The following is a 17149-nucleotide window of genomic DNA, read 5'->3' on the forward strand; positions in this document are numbered from 1 at the left end:
AAATTCGTCCGTCCGTTTCAGTCCCATAGTTCGTCTCCTTTGCTGCAATAAATGCTATCAAAGGAGCGGCAGCAAACCGCGACACGTCCACTATGCCTATGGCTACTCCAAGAAATACGCCTCGGCGGGCTGGGCCAGTTACGAGCGTCACTTCGCCCGCTGGGCCGAGGGTGAAGGTTATGACTTCGACGTGATCACGCAGCATGATCTGCATCGCGAGCCAGACGTGCTGAACCGCTACGCCTGCGCCGTGTTCGTCGGCCACGATGAATACTGGAGCGCGGAGATGCGCGATGCGGTCGACGCCTATGTCGACGGTGGCGGCAATGTCGCGCGGTTTGCGGGCAATTTCCTGTGGCAGACTAGGATCGAGAACGAGGGTCGCACGCAAGTCTGTTACAAGTATATCGCAGATCAGGATCCGCTGATGGGCACGAATCAGGAGCATCTCGTCTCGGGCGCCTTCGAGGTCGCGCCGGTGGGCCGCCCCGGTGCCCTGACCTTCGGGGTCAACGCCCTTCGCGGTGTCTATGCCGGTCTTGGCAATTGCGTGGGCGGCGGAGCGGGCGGTTTCACGATCTATCGCGACGATCATTGGGCGTTTGACGGAGCAGGTGTCGGCTATGGCGACGTGCTGGGTGCCCGGTCGCGGATATTCGGGTACGAGGTCGACGGGCTGGACTACCGCTTCGAAGATGGGCTGCCATACCCGACTTGTACCGACGGGGCCGTTCCAGAGATCGAGATCCTTGCAATGGGGCTGGCCACCAACATCGAGGCGGATCACGGCATCTGGGGCGAGACGCCTTACATCGGGTCAGCCGACGCGGCGTTCAAGGCGCAGGTGCTGTTCGGAGCGGTCACACCCGAAACTCTGGACGCCTGCAAACGCGGCAACGGAATGATCATCTCGTGGCCGCGTGGCAAGGGTGAGATATTCACCGCTGCGACCTGCGAATGGGTAGCGGGCCTGATCCGACAGGACAGACAGGTCGAACAGATCACACGCAACGTGCTAGGCAGGTTTGGCAAGTCGACAGGGTGCTCACGATAGCTTCTGCATCTTTGTCTAAAGCGGACCTCTGTTCAAACCGCAGCATCCGGTCAAACGGGCTCAGTGTTGCCGTTCTCCGCAGCAAGCATGATTGGCTGGTCCCAGCCCAAACCGGACCTTCATCGTCGGGCTTTGCAAATCCCGAGAAGCGGACTTTGCCGCCATTGCGCTTCCGGGTGTTTGCTGACGCAGCATCTACTCGCAGGCGCGGCACGCTATTTATTGCATCGCAGAGAATCTCCCGATTGCGGTCATTCATCGATGCAAAATCCCACAAGATTCAAATCGCACTTTCGCCGCAAACGGGTCTGACCATCGAGGACGGGACAAACCAGCCTTATGCACGTGCGGCCATTGCTTACGCAGCATTCATTCGCTCTGCCGCTTACAGAGATGCAGCTGCGCGCGAGGCCTGATCATAAAGCCCGGAGGTGTTTCTCAGAACCTTTGCGACATGGCTGATCTCATCAAAATCCCGACCGGCAGCGGAAGCTGTTTCAAGCAAACAAGCATTCCGGATCTTGCCATACTCCAGACATACCTGCTGACCTCGCGCCGTGGTGCGATAGAAAATCTCTTTTCCGGTTTTCTGGCCCTCCACCAACCCGGCCTTGATCAGTTTTTTGACCGCGTAGTTGACCGTATGGGTGTCCTCGATATTGAGCATGAACGCGATGTCGGCGAGTCGCTTTTCTTTTTCCCGATGATTGATGTTGTGCAGGATAAGGATATCCAGCGGGTTAAAATCCTTGTAACCAACGGTTTTCATGCAATGCATCATCCAGCGGGAAAACGCGTTATATGTCATGGTCATAGCGTATTCGAGCTCGCTCATTTGCCAGCCAACTGGCGAATCCGCGAGATGAGACGAGGATACGATTGCAGTTTCACTGCTGTTGGTTCCAGTACGGTTAGTTGACTTCGTCACTGCTACTCTCGCTTTCTTCTTGAATCTTCTCCCACTCTATATGACCTACGGGCTTTCGCGCAAGAAACGCTGTCGTAACGTTTGCAATTTGTTGGCGTTAAGTTCGCCACCTAGTGAGACAGAAATAGCGGTACCGTCGTGTGTCGCAACATATGCTGTGTCACGCCACCCAATACCAGGTCCCGCAAACGCGAATGGCCATAGGCACCAAGCACAATCACCTGAGAGCCCAGGTCCTCCGTCTTGGCAAGAAGATCTTTTCCAGCATTTCTGTGTACAGGAGCAATTTCATGGATATTTGCCTCAATACCATGGGCCTGAAGCAGTTCCTTGATCTGTTCACCCGAGATTTGAGGACGTGTTTCGTCCCCTTCATCCGCAATCAGGACGTCAACGGCTGTTGCCGTTGAAAGCAATTCAAGGGCATCGCGCAAGGCGCGGACAGCTTCGCGGCTGCCGTCCCAGCATACAGCGATCCGGTCAAATTCAACCTTGTTCGTGAAGGATTGCGGAATGACCAAGGTCGGGCAGCCGGACCCGATAGCCACGTGCTCGACAATGCGGCGCAGGTCGTTCAGATCATCGGAGGATTTCCCTGGATATCCCAGTATGGCCAGATCGGCGTATCTGGCCATACGGCGGGCTTCGACAACTGGATCTCCCTGGGTCGCCATCCAGCGCGAACGGACGCCAAACTCCTCTAACACCTCATCGAACCTGTCGAGCACCAGCTTCTCTCTGGTCTTTTCCACTGAGCTTTGCACCTGCCCAAGTTCATCCCCGACGGAGGAATCGTAGTAGTTTCGTCTGACCACTTTGGGCTCGACGTGCAGCCCAAGCAGGCGCGCGCCCCACTCTGCTGCCAGCTTCGCCGCCTGTTTGGTCCAGACGGGACACTGAGGCGAGTCATCTTGCAGAACCAGAATACGTTTGAATGAGTTCATGACTTTGAGGCCCTACATGTTGTTGGGGAGATATGTGACAATCCCCGGCACAGCGACGATGATGGCCAGTGCGACGATCATCAGGATGAAGAAGGGGAGTGCGGCGCGGGCAATCACCAGTATGTTTCGTCCGGTCAAAGACTGCAGAACGAACAGGTTGAAACCGACTGGCGGTGTGATCTGCGACATCTCCACCACGATCACCAGGAAGATACCAAACCAGAGAGGATCGATTCCAACCTGCTGCACCATCGGCATGACGACGGAAGTGGTCAGAACCACGACCGAAATTCCATCCAGGAACATGCCCATAATGATGAAGAACACGGTGAGTGCCGCCAGCAGGGCATAGGTAGACAGGTTCATACCTCCGATCCATTCCGCGAGGATACGCGGGATGCCGGTGAACCCCATGGCGACGGTCAGAAAAGACGCTCCTGCAAGAATGAAGGCAATCATGCAAGATGTTTTTGTGGCCCCCATGAGCCCTTCTGCGAAGGTTTTCCTATTCAGCGAACCCGAATGCCAGGAAAGAACCAACGCCAAAACCACCCCTACAGCAGCAGCATCTGTCGGTGAGGCGATGCCAGCGTAGATGGACCCAATCACGCCACCAATCAGAAGTATGACCGGGATCAATCGACGCGATCTGTGGAGTTTTTCCCGGAAGGAAAACTCGAAGGCTTCATCGGGCAGCTTGTCGCGGTTCAACAAAGACCAGATGGCAACATAGCCGACGAACAGGGCTACGAGCAGCAGCCCAGGCAACACGCCAGCCACGAAGAGGCGCGCAATCGATTGCTCGGTGGCAACGCCATAAACGATCAGAATGATGGACGGCGGGATCAATAGGCCCAGAGTGGCCGCACCCGCCAACGTGCCGATCATGAGTTTTTCAGGATAACCCCGTTGAGAGAGTTCGGGGATCGACAATTTGCCAATCGTGGCAGCTGTTGCTGCAGAAGAGCCCGAAACAGCCGCGAAGATGCCACAGCCGAAGATGTTCACATGGAGCAGGCGACCGGGTAGCCGGTTCATCCATGGTGACAGTCCGGTAAACATGTCGTCTGATAGCTTAGAGCGGAACAAGATTTCGCCCATCCAGATGAACAAAGGCAGGGCAGCCAGTGCCCAAGAATTACTGTGGCCCCAAATGGTTGTGGCCATGACAAGGCCAAGCGGCGCGTTTGAGAAGAGCGCCATTGCGGCAATGCCCACGCCCATCAGCGAGAAGGCGACCCAAACGCCTGCCCCGAGCATGGCAAAGAGCAGAACGAGGAGAATTACAGAAAGAAGTCCTACGGTCATAGCACGCTCCTATTCGCTCAGAAGGTTTTCACCCTGACCTTCGTAGGTCGGGGCCTGTCCGCGCAGGACGAGAATGAGTTCGTCGGCAAGTGCGATTGTAAGGATGGCAAGACCGACCAGAACAGGTACCTGTGGGACCCAAACCGGGATGGACACCATCCCGGATGTCATATCGCCAAACTCAATGGACTCGTGCACCAAGCCAAACATGTAGAATGTTGCGTAAGCCGTCATCGCGAGGCCGATCGACAGAGCCAGCGCCTCAAAACCGCGTTGCGCCTTGGGCGGCATTAAGCCAGTTACGAGGGTCACTCGGATGTGACCACCCGAGCGCAGCGTGTAAGCCAAAGCCAGGAACGAGGCTGCCGCAAGGAAGAAACCGGTGAAATCGGAATAAGACGGAATTGTCAGTCCAAGCGCGCTGCCAAATATGGCTGAGTAAATCTTGTCAGTCAGGTTCAGACAAACCTGTGCAAAAACGATTGCCACGATGGCGCTGATGAAAAGCGCGGCGGCAACACCGCTATAAATGTAGAGCGCATCGAGTATGCGTCGCATGGTATTTTCCTCCCTAGAATTGCAGTGGGGGCCATAAGACCCCCACCACATTGTTTTGCGGTTTATTGATTGTACGCATCCAGAATAGATGCACCTGCCTCGCCGGACGATGCCGTCCAGTCCTCAAGCATCTTTGTGCCAATCGCACGCAAACCACTCATCAGTTCTTCCGACGGTTCCTGAACGTCGATCCCATTTTCAGCCAATGCTGCGGTTTGGGCTTCAGTTTCCGCGCGGCTCATCTCCCAACCACGAGTTTCGGCGGCAGCTGCTGCTTCCAACACGGCTTGTTGGGTCGCTTCGTCCAAGCGCTGGAATGCACGTTTGTTGACCACAACGATGTTCTTGGGAATCCAAGCCTGAATGTCTGTGTAGTTGGACAGGAAGTCCCAGGCTTGCGAATTCACACCGGTTGAGGGCGACGTGATCATCGCCTCGACCCGACCCGTGGAGAAGGCTTGAGCGATATCCGGGACTTCGATCTGTGTCGGTGCAGCACCGGCCATTGAAGCGAAGGTTTCCAGAGTTGAGTTGTATGTCCGGAACTTGAGACCGGCCAGATCATCGACTGTTGGGATGGCCTTCGTGGTATACAGCCCCTGAGGCGGCCACGGCACAGCATAAAGAACCATCAGGCCTTGCTCACCGAGCAATTCGTCTACTACCGGACGCTGAGCGGCCCAAAGGCGCTCCGCATCGTCGTAGTTAGTTGCCAGGAACGGCAGAGAATCCACGCCGAAGGCCGGGTTGTCATTGTTCAGGAGCGACAGGAAGAATTCCCCGGCGGGCACCTGACCGCTGCGGACAGCCTTGGAAATTTCGGGATGTTTGAACAACGACCCCGCGGAATGGACGTTGATTTCCAACGCGCCATCTGTTGCAGCCGCCACGTCTGCAGCAAACTGGTTGATGTTTTGTGTGTGGAAAGTTGCGTCGGGATAGGGCGTCGCCATGTCCCAAGTTTCAGCTTGAACGCTTGCGGCCGAAACAGAAAGCGCAATCGCTGCGCCACTTAGAAGCTTCAGAAAACTCATTTGGTTCCTCCCTAAATCGAGTTCGTAGCATTACCCTGATGTTTCCTTGACACTTTGTCAACGTTTTATTACCGTCATGCTAACTAGCAAGATTCTGGGGGAGTACATTCGCCAGAAAGCGTTCACAAAAAGCCCGAGGAAGCTCACCATGAATGTAAATAATAACAAAGCACTATGGCAGTTTTGGGTGGATCGGGGCGGGACATTCACTGATATTGTGGCGCGCCGGCCAGATGGATCTCTGCAATCCCATAAGCTATTGTCGGAAAACCCTGAACGCTACAAAGACGCTGCCGTTCAGGGGATTCGCGAGTTGCTGGGGTTGTCATCAGACGACGAAATCCCTGCTGGCACCATTGAAGCCGTCAAGATGGGAACCACCGTTGCAACAAACGCGTTGCTCGAACGCAAGGGCGACCGCACCGTCTTGTTAATCTCCAAGGGGATGCGCGACCTGTTGCGGATCGGTTATCAGAACCGGCCTAAATTGTTCGATCTGGACATCGTTCTTCCGGAACTCCTCTATGAAGAGGCGATCGAAGTCGATGAACGACTGGATGCCGACGGGAATATTGTCTCGCCCTTGAATTTAAACCAAGTTCGCACGGCTCTCAGCACCGCATATGGTAAGGGCTATCGCTCTGTCGCAGTCGCCTTGATGCATGGATACCGTTTTCCAGAACATGAACAAAAAATCGGCCATATGGCCGAACAACAAGGCTTTACCCAGATATCGCTAAGCCATGAGGTCAGCCCGCTGATCAAGCTGGTATCGCGTGGCGATACAACAGTCGTTGACGCCTATCTGTCCCCCATCCTGCGCCGCTATGTTGGGCAGGTAAGTGACGCGCTTGGTGCCGATCGTAGTGGCTGCAAGTCGTTGATGTTCATGCAGTCAAACGGTGGCCTGACCGATGCGGCGTTGTTTCAGGGCAAGGATGCGATCCTGTCCGGGCCCGCCGGAGGTGTGGTCGGCATGGTGCGGACGGCGGAAGAGGCTGGCTTTGACAAGCTGATCGGTTTCGACATGGGCGGCACCTCGACGGATGTCTGCCACTATGCCGGTGAGTTTGAACGCTCGTTCGAGACCGAGGTGGCTGGCGTTCGGATGCGTGCCCCGATGATGAGCATCCATACGGTCGCGGCTGGGGGCGGGTCGATCCTCAGCTTCCGGCAGGGACGGATGCAGGTTGGCCCGGAAAGTGCGGGGGCAAACCCCGGTCCGGCCAGCTATCGTCGCGGCGGGCCGCTGGCAGTTACCGACTGCAACGTGGTGCTGGGCAAAATTCAGCCCGATCAGTTTCCAGCGGTGTTTGGCCCCGATGGGAACGAGCCGCTGGATGTGGCTGCGGCCCGCGCCAAATTCGAGGAGTTGTCTGCAATAATTGCCAATGAAACCGGTGAGGCTCCCAAGTCGCCAGAAGAACTGGCTGAAGGGTATTTGCGCATCGCGGTCGAAAACATGGCCAACGCGATCAAGAAAATCTCGGTGCAGCGCGGCTATGACGTGACCAGCTACACAATGAACTGCTTCGGCGGCGCCGGAGGGCAGCACGCCTGTCAGGTCGCCGACGTGTTGGGTATGGAAAGCATCTATATCCATCCCTTCGCCGGCGTTCTGTCCGCCTTCGGGATGGGGCTGGCCGACATACGTGCCATTCGGGAATACCAGTTTGCCAGGTCCATTTCACAGATCGAGGACGCAGGGGCGGCGCTCTCCAACATTGGATCTGACGCTCGCACCGAAGTGTTGAATCAGGGCATAGATGCCTCACAAATCAATTTGATCGAGACCGCTCATATCCGGACGCCGGGATCGCATCAGACCTTGCCTGTGCCTTTTGGAAGCGAAAAGGAAATGAAGGTGGGGTTTGAACAGGCCCATCAGCAACGCTTTGGCTTTGTCCCGGACTATGATGATCTGATCATTGATCTGCTCACTGCGGAAGCTGTGGGTGCGACGGGTGAGGGTGTCACTCTCTCAGCTGATGATCTGGCCAGCACCAAGAACAAACTCGCCCGTATGTTTACCAAGGGCGCGTGGCGCGACGTACCGCTGGTCATGCGCGAGACGATCGAGCCGGGTGACAGAGTTTCCGGCCCTGCGATCATTGTTGAGCCAACTGGGACCAATGTGCTTGAGCCGGGCTGGGACGCAGAGGGGCTTTCCGGTGGCGGCTTGGTTTTGCGTCGGGTTGAGGCCATTACCCGTGAAGAAGCAATTGGCACCAATGTCGATCCGGTGATGCTGGAAGTGTTCAACAACCTCTTCATGTCGATTGCTGATCAGATGGGCGCAACGCTGGCCAACACCGCCTATTCGGTAAACATCAAAGAGCGCTTTGATTTCTCCTGCGCGATCTTTGATGCCAATGGCGATCTGGTTGCCAACGCGCCGCACGTCCCGGTTCATTTGGGATCAATGTCGGAAAGCGTGCGCACAATCCTGCGTCAGAACACGGGCAAGATTCGCCCCGGCGACGTTTTCATGATGAACAACCCCTACAACGGCGGAACCCACCTGCCGGATGTGACTGTGATTACGCCCGTCTTTGATGAAGCTGGAAAGGACATCATCTTCCTCACAGCCTCGCGCGGGCACCATGCTGATATCGGTGGCAAGACCCCCGGATCGGCCCCGCCCGATAGTCGCCACATCGACGAAGAAGGCGTGCTGATCGACAATTTCCTGTTGGTTGATCGTGGCACGTTGCGCGAAGAGGAGACCCGCGCGCTTCTGGCCTCGGGCCGCTTTCCCTGTCGCAACATCACCGAAAACATGGCCGATCTTGCCGCACAGGTCGCCGCCAACGCGACCGGTGCAGAAGAGCTTGGCAAAATCACCCGCCAATTCGGCCTGGACGTGGTGCAAGCTTACATGGGTCACGTTCAGGACAATGCCGAGGAAAGCGTGCGCCGTGTGCTCGACGTGCTGAAGGACTGCGAGTTCACCTACCCGCTCGACAGCGGTGCGCAGATTGCGGTCAAGATCACTGTCGACAAAGAAACACGCAGTGCGATCGTTGATTTTGAAGGCACGTCGCCACAGGACCAGTTCAACTACAACGCGCCGTTTTCGATTTGCCGGGCTGTCGTGCTCTACGTCTTCCGCACACTTGTCGGGGCGGACATCCCGATGAATGAAGGTTGCCTGAAGCCAATGGATATTCGCGCGCCGGAAGGGTCGATGATCAATCCGAACTATCCCGCCGCCGTGATTTCAGGAAATACCGAAGTCAGTCAGGCGATTGCGGACACGCTCTACGGCGCTTTGGGTGTGATCGCCGGTTCACAAGGCACGATGAACAACTTCGTATACGGCAATGCGCGCTTGCAGAACTACGAGACCATCTGCGGTGGCGCGGGTGCTGGCGAGGGTTTTGACGGGGCCAGCGCGGTGCACAGCCACATGACCAACACCCGCATGACCGACCCGGAAGTGCTGGAGAGCCGGTTCCCGGTGCGTGTCGAGGAGTTTTCGATCCGGCATGGTTCTGGCGGAGAAGGTAAGTGGACTGGTGGCAGCGGGATCACCCGCAAATTGCGTTTCCTTGAGGAGATGACCGCGACGGTCCTGTCCTCGCACCGCGACGTCCCTCCGCATGGCGCCGCTGGCGGGAATCCGGGCCAAACTGGCGAGAACCACGTCGAACGCAAAGACGGCACCATTGTCCCGCTTCGTGGCAATGACGAGGCATTGATGGCCCCGGGCGATATCTTCGTCATGAACACGCCCGGCGGTGGCGGTTACGGCAAGCCGGAGGCCGCGAAATGAGCAGTTTCCTCTCAGATGTTGACGCCATGTTTGACGCAGCCACCGGCTCTCTGGATCTTCCTGATGGCCTGGCCGAGAAAATCCGGGTGTGCAACGCAACCTATGTGACCCGTTTTGGGGTACGGCTGCGCGGCAAAATGCACACCTTTACCGGTTGGCGTGCAGTGCACTCTACCCATAACAACCCCGCTAAGGGTGGCATTCGGTATTCCGCCCAGGCCGATCAGGGCGAGGTCGAGGCGCTGGCCGCGCTGATGACTTATAAGTGCGCCTTGCTCGGACTGCCTTTCGGTGGCTCCAAGGGGGCGCTGATGATCGACCCGCGCGAGTGGAATGAACTTGAACTGGAGAAAATCACGCGCCGGTTTGCGCAGGAGCTGATCCGTCATGGGTTCTTGAATTCGGGTATGAACGTGCCTGCCCCGGATATGGGCACCAATGATCAGACCATGATGTGGATCGCCGACGAATACCGGCGACTCAAGCCTGACGATATCAATGGAATGGCTTGTGTTACCGGCAAACCGCTTGGTGGCAATGGGATCGAAGGCCGGACCGAAGCCACCGGGCGGGGGGTTCAGTTCGCCGTGCAGGCCTTTTTTGAAATGGCCGAAGACGTACAAAAGGCTGGTTTTCAAGACAACGACCTGTCCGGTCGCCCCGTCATCGTGCAAGGTCTCGGTAATGTCGGCTATCACGCCGCGAAGTTCCTGAGCGAAGACGACAAGTGCCGGATCGTCGCGGTGATCGAGCGCGATGGCGTGGTCCGTAATTCCGAGGGCTTGAACATCGAGCGCCTCAAATCACATGTGACGGAAAACGGTGGCGTTCAGGGATTTGACGGTGGACGCTTTGACCCCGATGGCTCGAAAGCACTGGAAGATGAGTGTGACATCCTGATCCCCGCGGCAATGGAGCATGTGATCCACAGTGGCAATGCCGCGGCGATTCAGGCCCGGCTGATCGTGGAGGCTGCCAATGGGCCGATCAGCTACGAGGCAGACAGGTCATTACGGGAACGTGGGGTTGTGATCATCCCCGACCTATTTGCCAACGCCGGCGGCGTCGTGGTCAGCTATTTCGAATGGGTCAAGAACCTAACCCATATCCCTTTTGGCCTGATGGAACGTCGTTATGATGAAAAGGGTCACCGCACTCTGGCCCGATCACTAGAAGCCATGACGGGGCAGGCTTTTCCAAAGGACGCCGAAGATGAGTTCTTTCATGGCCGAACAGAGATCGATCTCGTCCGCTCCGGTCTGGATGACATGATGCGCTCCACCTACGCCGAGCTTTCGCGCCGCTGGAACAACCCTGATGACGCAGCGGTTGATCTGCGCAATGCCGCCTACGGTCTGGCCGTTAACCGCATTGCCGAGGCTTACAAGGCCATTGGAATCTGAATTGATGAAAAAGGTTCTACTCCCAACCTTGCTCGTCAAGAAGTGAAGTGAGCTGCAGGGCCTGCGGCTCACTTCACCGCTTCAATATCAGTGGTTTGATCGGAGGTTTCGGCCAGAGGAACCGCCGCAACCTAATTGCTGTGGTCCAGCTTACTTGCTGACACCCGACATTGCGCAGCTTCAGCGAAGGGCAACTTCGCCCGCATCTTGTTCCTTGCCTCAAAAATCTCGCCGCTCGGTGTATAAATGACTGGTTTTCCTGCTGCGCAACAGCATTGTTATCTGAGAATATGCAGCGATTTTCGTACTGCGAGCACTCGCAGCGAGAAATCCGAATTCACAGGTTGGGCTCGCCGCCGCCATTCTCTGCGGTTCGCACCGAATGGCGGTCAGAGCCCATTGCGGTCATTGCTGTGCTGCTTTGGCGCTGCGGATGCACTCGGAAGATTTCGGTTATTTTTTGCGGACCTTCGCGATGTAGCTAAGTGCTGCGGTGTGGCATTCGCAATCCTTGCCATCCGAGTATATTGCTGCCGTCCCCAGAACCAATGATGAACGAATATCCTTTTCTGCTTCAACAACTAACTAGGCTTCAACTCAGTCCGTTCCACTTCCGGATGTGGCCACAGAGCTTTTCAGTGCATTCCTCAAGGTCCAAATGACCAGTAATTGCATCACGTCTAATCAATCCTTCTGCCTTGTGGGCGAGATCAACCTTTGTCAATGCCAATTTGGACAGCACCGGAATTGCCGGAACATCTTCGTATTCATCTTTGATGGATAGAATTTTGCCCGCCACCTGATCCCAGATGTCGTTGGGCACATAGTTTTCAATTTCTTTCCCGGCAGTGATCCAAGCATAACCGCCAAGTTCTTCGACTTGCTTAATTATTTCTCGCTTGGTTTCGTTCAACCGCATTTGAGGACGTCGAGGCTTGCCAGTTTTCGTGCGCCATGCCTTCGGGCGTCTGTCGCTATCCATTACAACCGCGATGTTCCGGTTCACCGCTAACATAGCAATCTTCTTGGGTAATTCTTCTGGTGGAAGAGCATCAAAGTGTTTCAACACCTTTCCGCCGTAGAACATGAAAGTGTAGTGCGCTCCTTCTCGGAGGTTCCCTTCCGACACAACTTCAATCCATTTGTTGAGATATACTCGGTCTGAGGGTCCTTCGACCCAAATAATGCCATTGGCTTGCAGGATGTCTGAACCACGAACATCTAAATCCTCCAAGATGCTGGATTGCCCCGCGTAATCGAGCACGTTTTCGCAAACAGTTCGACCTTCGTCACTACGTACGTGCAATATGGTTGCGTCGTCCCGCCTTGCAGCAAGATCGATGCAAATCGGAGAGTGGGTGGTAATGACCAAGCAAAAACCCTGCTTTTCTCTTTGTCGTGCCAAGAAGTCTATGAGCCTTCTCAACAGTGCTGGGTGGAGATTGTTTTCGGGTTCCTCCAAACAGAAAACCAATTTCGACGCAGGTCCTGTTTTCTCAACAGCCGGATACAAACTCAAAAAAGCAAGGACTAAGAAGACCGTTCTCAGAGAGCTTCCGGATTGTGAAAGCCGTATATCGCCTTTGCCTTCTTCCCGAAGATAGATCTCCCACAATCCCGAGGCTTCACTTTCTTGGCAAATGATTTCCGAAAATTGGCTATCACCGAGATAGATTTCGTTTAGGTCACGAAGCAATTCGACTTCGACGAGGTGCCTTGGTAGGTCTTCACTATTGATGAATGCCCTCACAAGGTTGGTCAATCCTCTGCCGGTAGAGTCTAATTTCCTGCTTGTGTTGCGTTGTTCCGGTTGCACGTCACGTTCTGCGAGGATGCGAGTGCTCCAAACGCCGGAAAAAGGGAATTCAATACAATTCACCAAATTTTTCAGAGCATTAGGAACCAACTCGTGTTTATGATCACTTTCAACTTTAACCCTGACATTGCGACCTGGGTCGAAAACCCAGGTAAAACTATATGGACGAATGTGCGTCTCCGCGTACTCCCAGTGATTCCTTCCGGGAATTGATCCACCGCTTGTATTCGATGGAAAGGCTCTCCTTAATTTCGCTTCGTCGGGCCGCGTTTTGATTTCTATGTATGGTGTAGCACCGGCTCTGGACAATGGTCCTTCAAACAGTCTGCCATTTGATTTGCCACCCTCTTGCAAGACATCCAGAACCGTTGACTTTCCGGAGTTGTTCTTTCCGATGATGAAGGTAATGGGCGCAAAGCGAAAAAAAAAGCTGCCGTCGTCGTCAAAGCACTTTACACCACGAATATTGAGGTCGAAACCATCAAGTGGATGGGTTGTTTCATCCGCTTCACTCATGGTTCTGTATTCTCCAAAAAACTACGCTTGGGCGTTTGGTCAGAGCTCGATATCCGTTGGAACTCACGGCTTTCTTGTCGACCGCAATGCTGTTGCAGAAATCATCGAACCAGCTGGCAACATCCATTCCTAATTTTCTCGTTTTAGTAAAGTGCTTTCCAGGTTTTCTCGCCAACGGTAGCTGGATTCACTCCAACCGAAACCGAGAAACTGAGCCGAAAGGAGCAAAATGGGCTCGGGTAGGCGAAAGCCGGAAAAGGCGTTTATGAACATTGCGATCTCCGTTTATGCGCATAGCTGCCGTCGGTTAATTCCATTGTTGCAACCGCAACGAAAGTCTGCTCTGTGGCCGTCTATTACTTTTTGAATTTTGACAGAAGGGCTCAATCGCAAATGGCGGCAGGCCCTCTACCTCACCACTTTCTTTTCGTGGGCCAGCGGGATTTGGACAAGCCAAACGCCCTGGCCGTCAGGGTGAGGGCGCAGCCCTCCCCCTCGGGCAACCCCATTAGACAGGGCCGTGTCCTCGGCTGTGCCTGCGGGCCGCACCACCCCTGTCGAATAGCATTGCCTCGCCCCCTCCCGCGTTCGCCACGTGGCAGATTAGCAGGAACAGGCAGCTTCGCTGTCTGACCTACAAATCAGCTCTGATTTTCCGAAAGGGAAGTCAGATCAAACCACACTATCTGCGGGAATACGAAATGGCGGCGGCGTGTTAGCTGATGACACAAAGGTCAAATTCAACTGATGTCCAACATTGGGGGCGCCTTCTGATGTCGAACGTTCGCTGCTTTTCTGGTCCAACTATGAAGGTTGGGTCAGGTTCATGTGACGTTCAACAAGAAAACCAGTGGCGGACCGAGGAGGATTCGAACCCCCGACCCCTTGATTCGTAGTCAAGTACTCTATCCAGCTGAGCTATCGGTCCGCGTTGGTGAGGCGCTGTTTAGACCTGTGGTCAAAGACGTGCAAGCCGATTCTTCAAAAAAAAATCAAAAAGTCATGTCTCCACGCGGAAGCCTGATTTCAAAGATCGTTCCATCGGGTCCGGTCTCCTTCAGTGTCAGGTTACCGCCATGCCCGCGCACCAGTTCCTGTGAGATTGCAAGGCCCAGGCCAGAGCCTCCTTTGCGGACCCCACCCTGAAACGGTGTGAACAGGTTTTCACGTGCTTTTGGCGGAAGACCCGGCCCGGTGTCGCGAATTTCAAGACACCAGGCATCCTGATATTCACACCCGACGATGGTGATGTGACCCGGCTTACCCGAGGCTTCCAACGCCTGTCTTGCGTTACGCACGAGGTTCATGATGACACGAAACAACTGCTCGGGGTCGGCGCGGGCGATCAGATCTTCCGGCACTTCGTTCACGATCTCGACGCAGCCCCCTGCGACCGCCAGCTGTTCGCTGGTGGCGACATCAGCCGCAATTGTCCGCAGGGGCACCATCGTCAAGGTGGGCGCAGGTTCTTCTGCACGGCCGAATGCCAATGTGCTTTCACACAGCGATACAGCACGGGTGATCGAATTCACCAACTTCGGAGCCATTCGCCGGACCAGCGGGTCATCACTGGATTCGATCCTGTCCGTGAACAGCTGCGCCGATGTCAGAATGTTGCGCAGGTCATGGCTGACCTTTGCAACCGCCCCACCCAGTTGCGCCAACCGCTCGCGCTGTTTGAGAGCCTGCGTCAGTTCCGTTTGCAGCATCTTCAGCGCTTCTTCCGCCTCGCGCAATTCTGTCACTCTGGAATTCGGAGAGATGATGCCGCGCGCATCTTCGGGTGCGCTGGCATAGCGCTGCATATATCCAACCACGCTTTTGATGGGCCGGACAAGAACCACGCGCACCGCAAGGAACAGTAAGGACGCCGTGATGATCGAGATGACAAAGGACAGCCCCAGAATGCGCAGGCCGTAATCAACCATCGCCATACGGAGGGGAGCGCTGTCGATGGTGACCTCGATCAGCAGTCCCGCGCCCTTGACCGGCTCGCCAATGATACGAATGACTTCATTTTCAGGTATGAATATCCGGCTCACCGCATCCCGGATCAAAATCCATGGACCGGCATCCCGTAGATCAAATGTTTTGGTGATTGCCTCTGGAATCGGAGACGACAGCATGAGTTGGCGGACTTCATCCCGACGCAACACAACGTTGTAGACACCGGCATTCGCCAGCAATTCCGCCTCAAGATCTTCGGCCAGCATATCATCTGCCAACAAAGCCAGCGATGCGATCTGAGCGCGTTCCAGACGGTTCAGCAGGAAATCCTCGCGGAACCGGGCAATCGACGGGACAAAGATCAGGATTTCGGCCAACATAACGAAGACCGTCGTCAGGATCAGAAATCGGCCCGACAGCGAGTTCAATTTACGCTCCTTTACAGGTCAGGGAATCCAACGCTGAACAAACCTGACCACACGTTTAACTGTCTGATTCTCAAACAGCCTTGGAGAGAAATAAGCGCCAGCAACGCGTTTGTTAAGCTCTCCGATTGTCGGATAGGGTGAAACCATAGCAGCTATCTGCCCCATCTTCAGATTATTGGCCAAAGCCAGCGACCACATGTTTATCAACTCGCCCGCCTGATGGCCCACAATCGTGGCGCCGACGGGCCTGCCCTTCACCACCATGACCTTGATGAACCCTTTGGTTTTGCGCTCGGCCAAAGCGCGGTCATTGTGGTGATAATCAAAGCGCGCAACCTCCAGCCTGTCGCCATGCCGGTCGCGGGCCTGAGCTTCGGTCAGACCTACCTGTGCCAGTTCAGGATCGGTGAACGTTGCCCACGGGATATGCGCCGTTTTCGCCCTGGAGGGCAGGCCGAACAAGGCGGATCGAATGATGATACCCGCATGATACCCGGCAACATGGGTGAATTGCAGCCCCCCCACGACATCGCCAATCGCATAGACCCGGCGGTTTGACGTCCGCAAGCTGTCATCCGTCTTGATTCCGGTTCTGGTGCGGTCAATTCCCGCCGCAGTCAGGTTCAGACGCTCGATATTGGCCTTGCGCCCTACGGCGATCAAAAGGTGAGAGCCCCGGTGAATATCGCCGTTCTCGGTCACGACCTCCACAACGCCATCCTTTCCGCGAATCTGGGCCACCACGGCGTTTTCGTGGATCACGACACCTTCACTGCGCAAAGCCTCCAGCACAATGGACGCGGCCTCGGGGTCGTCTTTGCCCAACGCCCTCTGCCCTTCAACGACTGTTACCTTGCTGCCCAACCGGACATGAGCCTGCGCCATTTCCATACCCACCGGACCACCGCCAATGATCAGCAGGTGTTCCGGACGCTCGCGCAGGTCGAAGATGGTTTCGTTTGTTTGATAAGGTACAGTGTCCAGACCAGGGATTGGCGGAACCATTGGCGACGACCCGGTCGCAATCACGATCCGGCGCGCGGTGATGACATGATCTCCGGCCTGCACTTTGGTCGGGGAGATAAAGCTGCCATATTCGCGGATCACTTTGACACCCAAACCTTCGAAGCGCTCCTGGCTGTCCATCGGTTCGATCTGTGCAATCACATCCCGCACATGATCCTTCGCCGCTGCATAGTCGATCTGAGGGTTTACATCGGCCACGCCAAACGCGGCGGAATGCGCCTGACCAAAGGCCGCTTTGCCGCTTGCGATCAGCGCTTTCGACGGGACGCAGCCGAAGTTCAGGCAGTCGCCACCCATCTTGTGCCCTTCCAGAAGGATCACCTTCGCACCCATCTGGCTGGCACCGGCCGCAACCGATAACCCACCGGACCCGGCCCCAATGACCAGGATATCTGTCTTGAGGTGTTGCATG

General features: G+C 55.6%; 11 protein-coding genes and 1 tRNA gene. 3 read left to right on the forward strand and 9 right to left on the reverse strand.

The window, feature by feature from the left end; all coding sequences use genetic code 11:
- Positions 1-1054: N,N-dimethylformamidase beta subunit family domain-containing protein (locus ACR0M9_RS18045; RefSeq protein ID WP_480774281.1), on the forward strand; the 1054-nt coding region annotated here is incomplete at its 5' end.
- Positions 1055-1439: 385 nt separating this feature from the next.
- Here the strand turns inward: ACR0M9_RS18045 and ACR0M9_RS18050 are convergent.
- The 5 genes from ACR0M9_RS18050 to ACR0M9_RS18070 all read right to left on the reverse strand — a co-directional run bounded on the left by ACR0M9_RS18050 (position 1440) and on the right by ACR0M9_RS18070 (position 5826).
- A complete protein-coding gene (locus ACR0M9_RS18050; protein WP_480774282.1) occupies positions 1440-1889 on the reverse strand; it encodes a winged helix DNA-binding protein in 450 nt (149 codons plus the stop codon).
- A 203-nt stretch (positions 1890-2092) separates the two neighbouring features.
- Positions 2093-2926 (reverse strand): universal stress protein, encoded by an 834-nt coding sequence (locus ACR0M9_RS18055; protein WP_480774283.1) that lies wholly within the window; start codon positions 2924-2926, stop codon positions 2093-2095.
- 12 nt (positions 2927-2938) lie between these two features.
- Positions 2939-4234: a TRAP transporter large permease gene (locus ACR0M9_RS18060; protein ID WP_480774284.1), complete on the reverse strand. Its 1296-nt coding sequence runs from the start codon at positions 4232-4234 to the stop codon at positions 2939-2941.
- A 9-nt stretch (positions 4235-4243) separates the two neighbouring features.
- Positions 4244-4792: a TRAP transporter small permease gene (locus ACR0M9_RS18065; RefSeq protein ID WP_480774285.1), complete on the reverse strand. Its 549-nt coding sequence runs from the start codon at positions 4790-4792 to the stop codon at positions 4244-4246.
- Positions 4793-4854: 62 nt separating this feature from the next.
- On the reverse strand, positions 4855-5826 hold the full coding sequence (locus tag ACR0M9_RS18070; protein ID WP_480774286.1) for a TRAP transporter substrate-binding protein: 972 nt from the start codon (positions 5824-5826) through the stop codon (positions 4855-4857).
- A gap of 148 nt (positions 5827-5974) precedes the next feature.
- On the opposite strand from ACR0M9_RS18070, the gene ACR0M9_RS18075 reads away from it, so the two are divergent.
- Together ACR0M9_RS18075 and ACR0M9_RS18080 are read left to right on the forward strand one after the other, a co-directional pair.
- Positions 5975-9601, forward strand: coding sequence for a hydantoinase B/oxoprolinase family protein (locus ACR0M9_RS18075; RefSeq protein ID WP_480774287.1), 3627 nt, complete (start codon positions 5975-5977; stop codon positions 9599-9601).
- Positions 9598-11004 (forward strand): Glu/Leu/Phe/Val family dehydrogenase, encoded by a 1407-nt coding sequence (locus tag ACR0M9_RS18080; RefSeq protein ID WP_480774288.1) that lies wholly within the window; start codon positions 9598-9600, stop codon positions 11002-11004. Before ACR0M9_RS18075 ends, ACR0M9_RS18080 begins: the two co-directional genes overlap by 4 nt.
- Positions 11005-11596: 592 nt before the next feature.
- Here the strand turns inward: ACR0M9_RS18080 and ACR0M9_RS18085 are convergent.
- From ACR0M9_RS18085 to ACR0M9_RS18100, 4 genes are all read right to left on the reverse strand, one after another.
- Positions 11597-13336 carry an ATP-dependent nuclease gene (locus ACR0M9_RS18085; RefSeq protein ID WP_480774289.1) on the reverse strand — a complete coding sequence of 580 codons (1740 nt, stop codon included), beginning with the start codon at positions 13334-13336 and terminating at the stop codon, positions 11597-11599.
- 851 nt (positions 13337-14187) lie between these two features.
- A tRNA-Arg gene (locus ACR0M9_RS18090) sits at positions 14188-14264 on the reverse strand.
- Between the two features lie 64 nt (positions 14265-14328).
- Positions 14329-15711, reverse strand: a complete 1383-nt coding sequence (locus tag ACR0M9_RS18095; protein ID WP_480484751.1) for an ATP-binding protein — start codon at positions 15709-15711, stop codon at positions 14329-14331.
- A gap of 18 nt (positions 15712-15729) precedes the next feature.
- On the reverse strand, positions 15730-17148 hold the full coding sequence (locus ACR0M9_RS18100) for a dihydrolipoyl dehydrogenase family protein (protein ID WP_480774290.1): 1419 nt from the start codon (positions 17146-17148) through the stop codon (positions 15730-15732).
- Between the last annotated feature and the right edge of the window lies 1 nt (position 17149).

Source organism: Ruegeria sp. CH2, assembly GCF_056537065.1.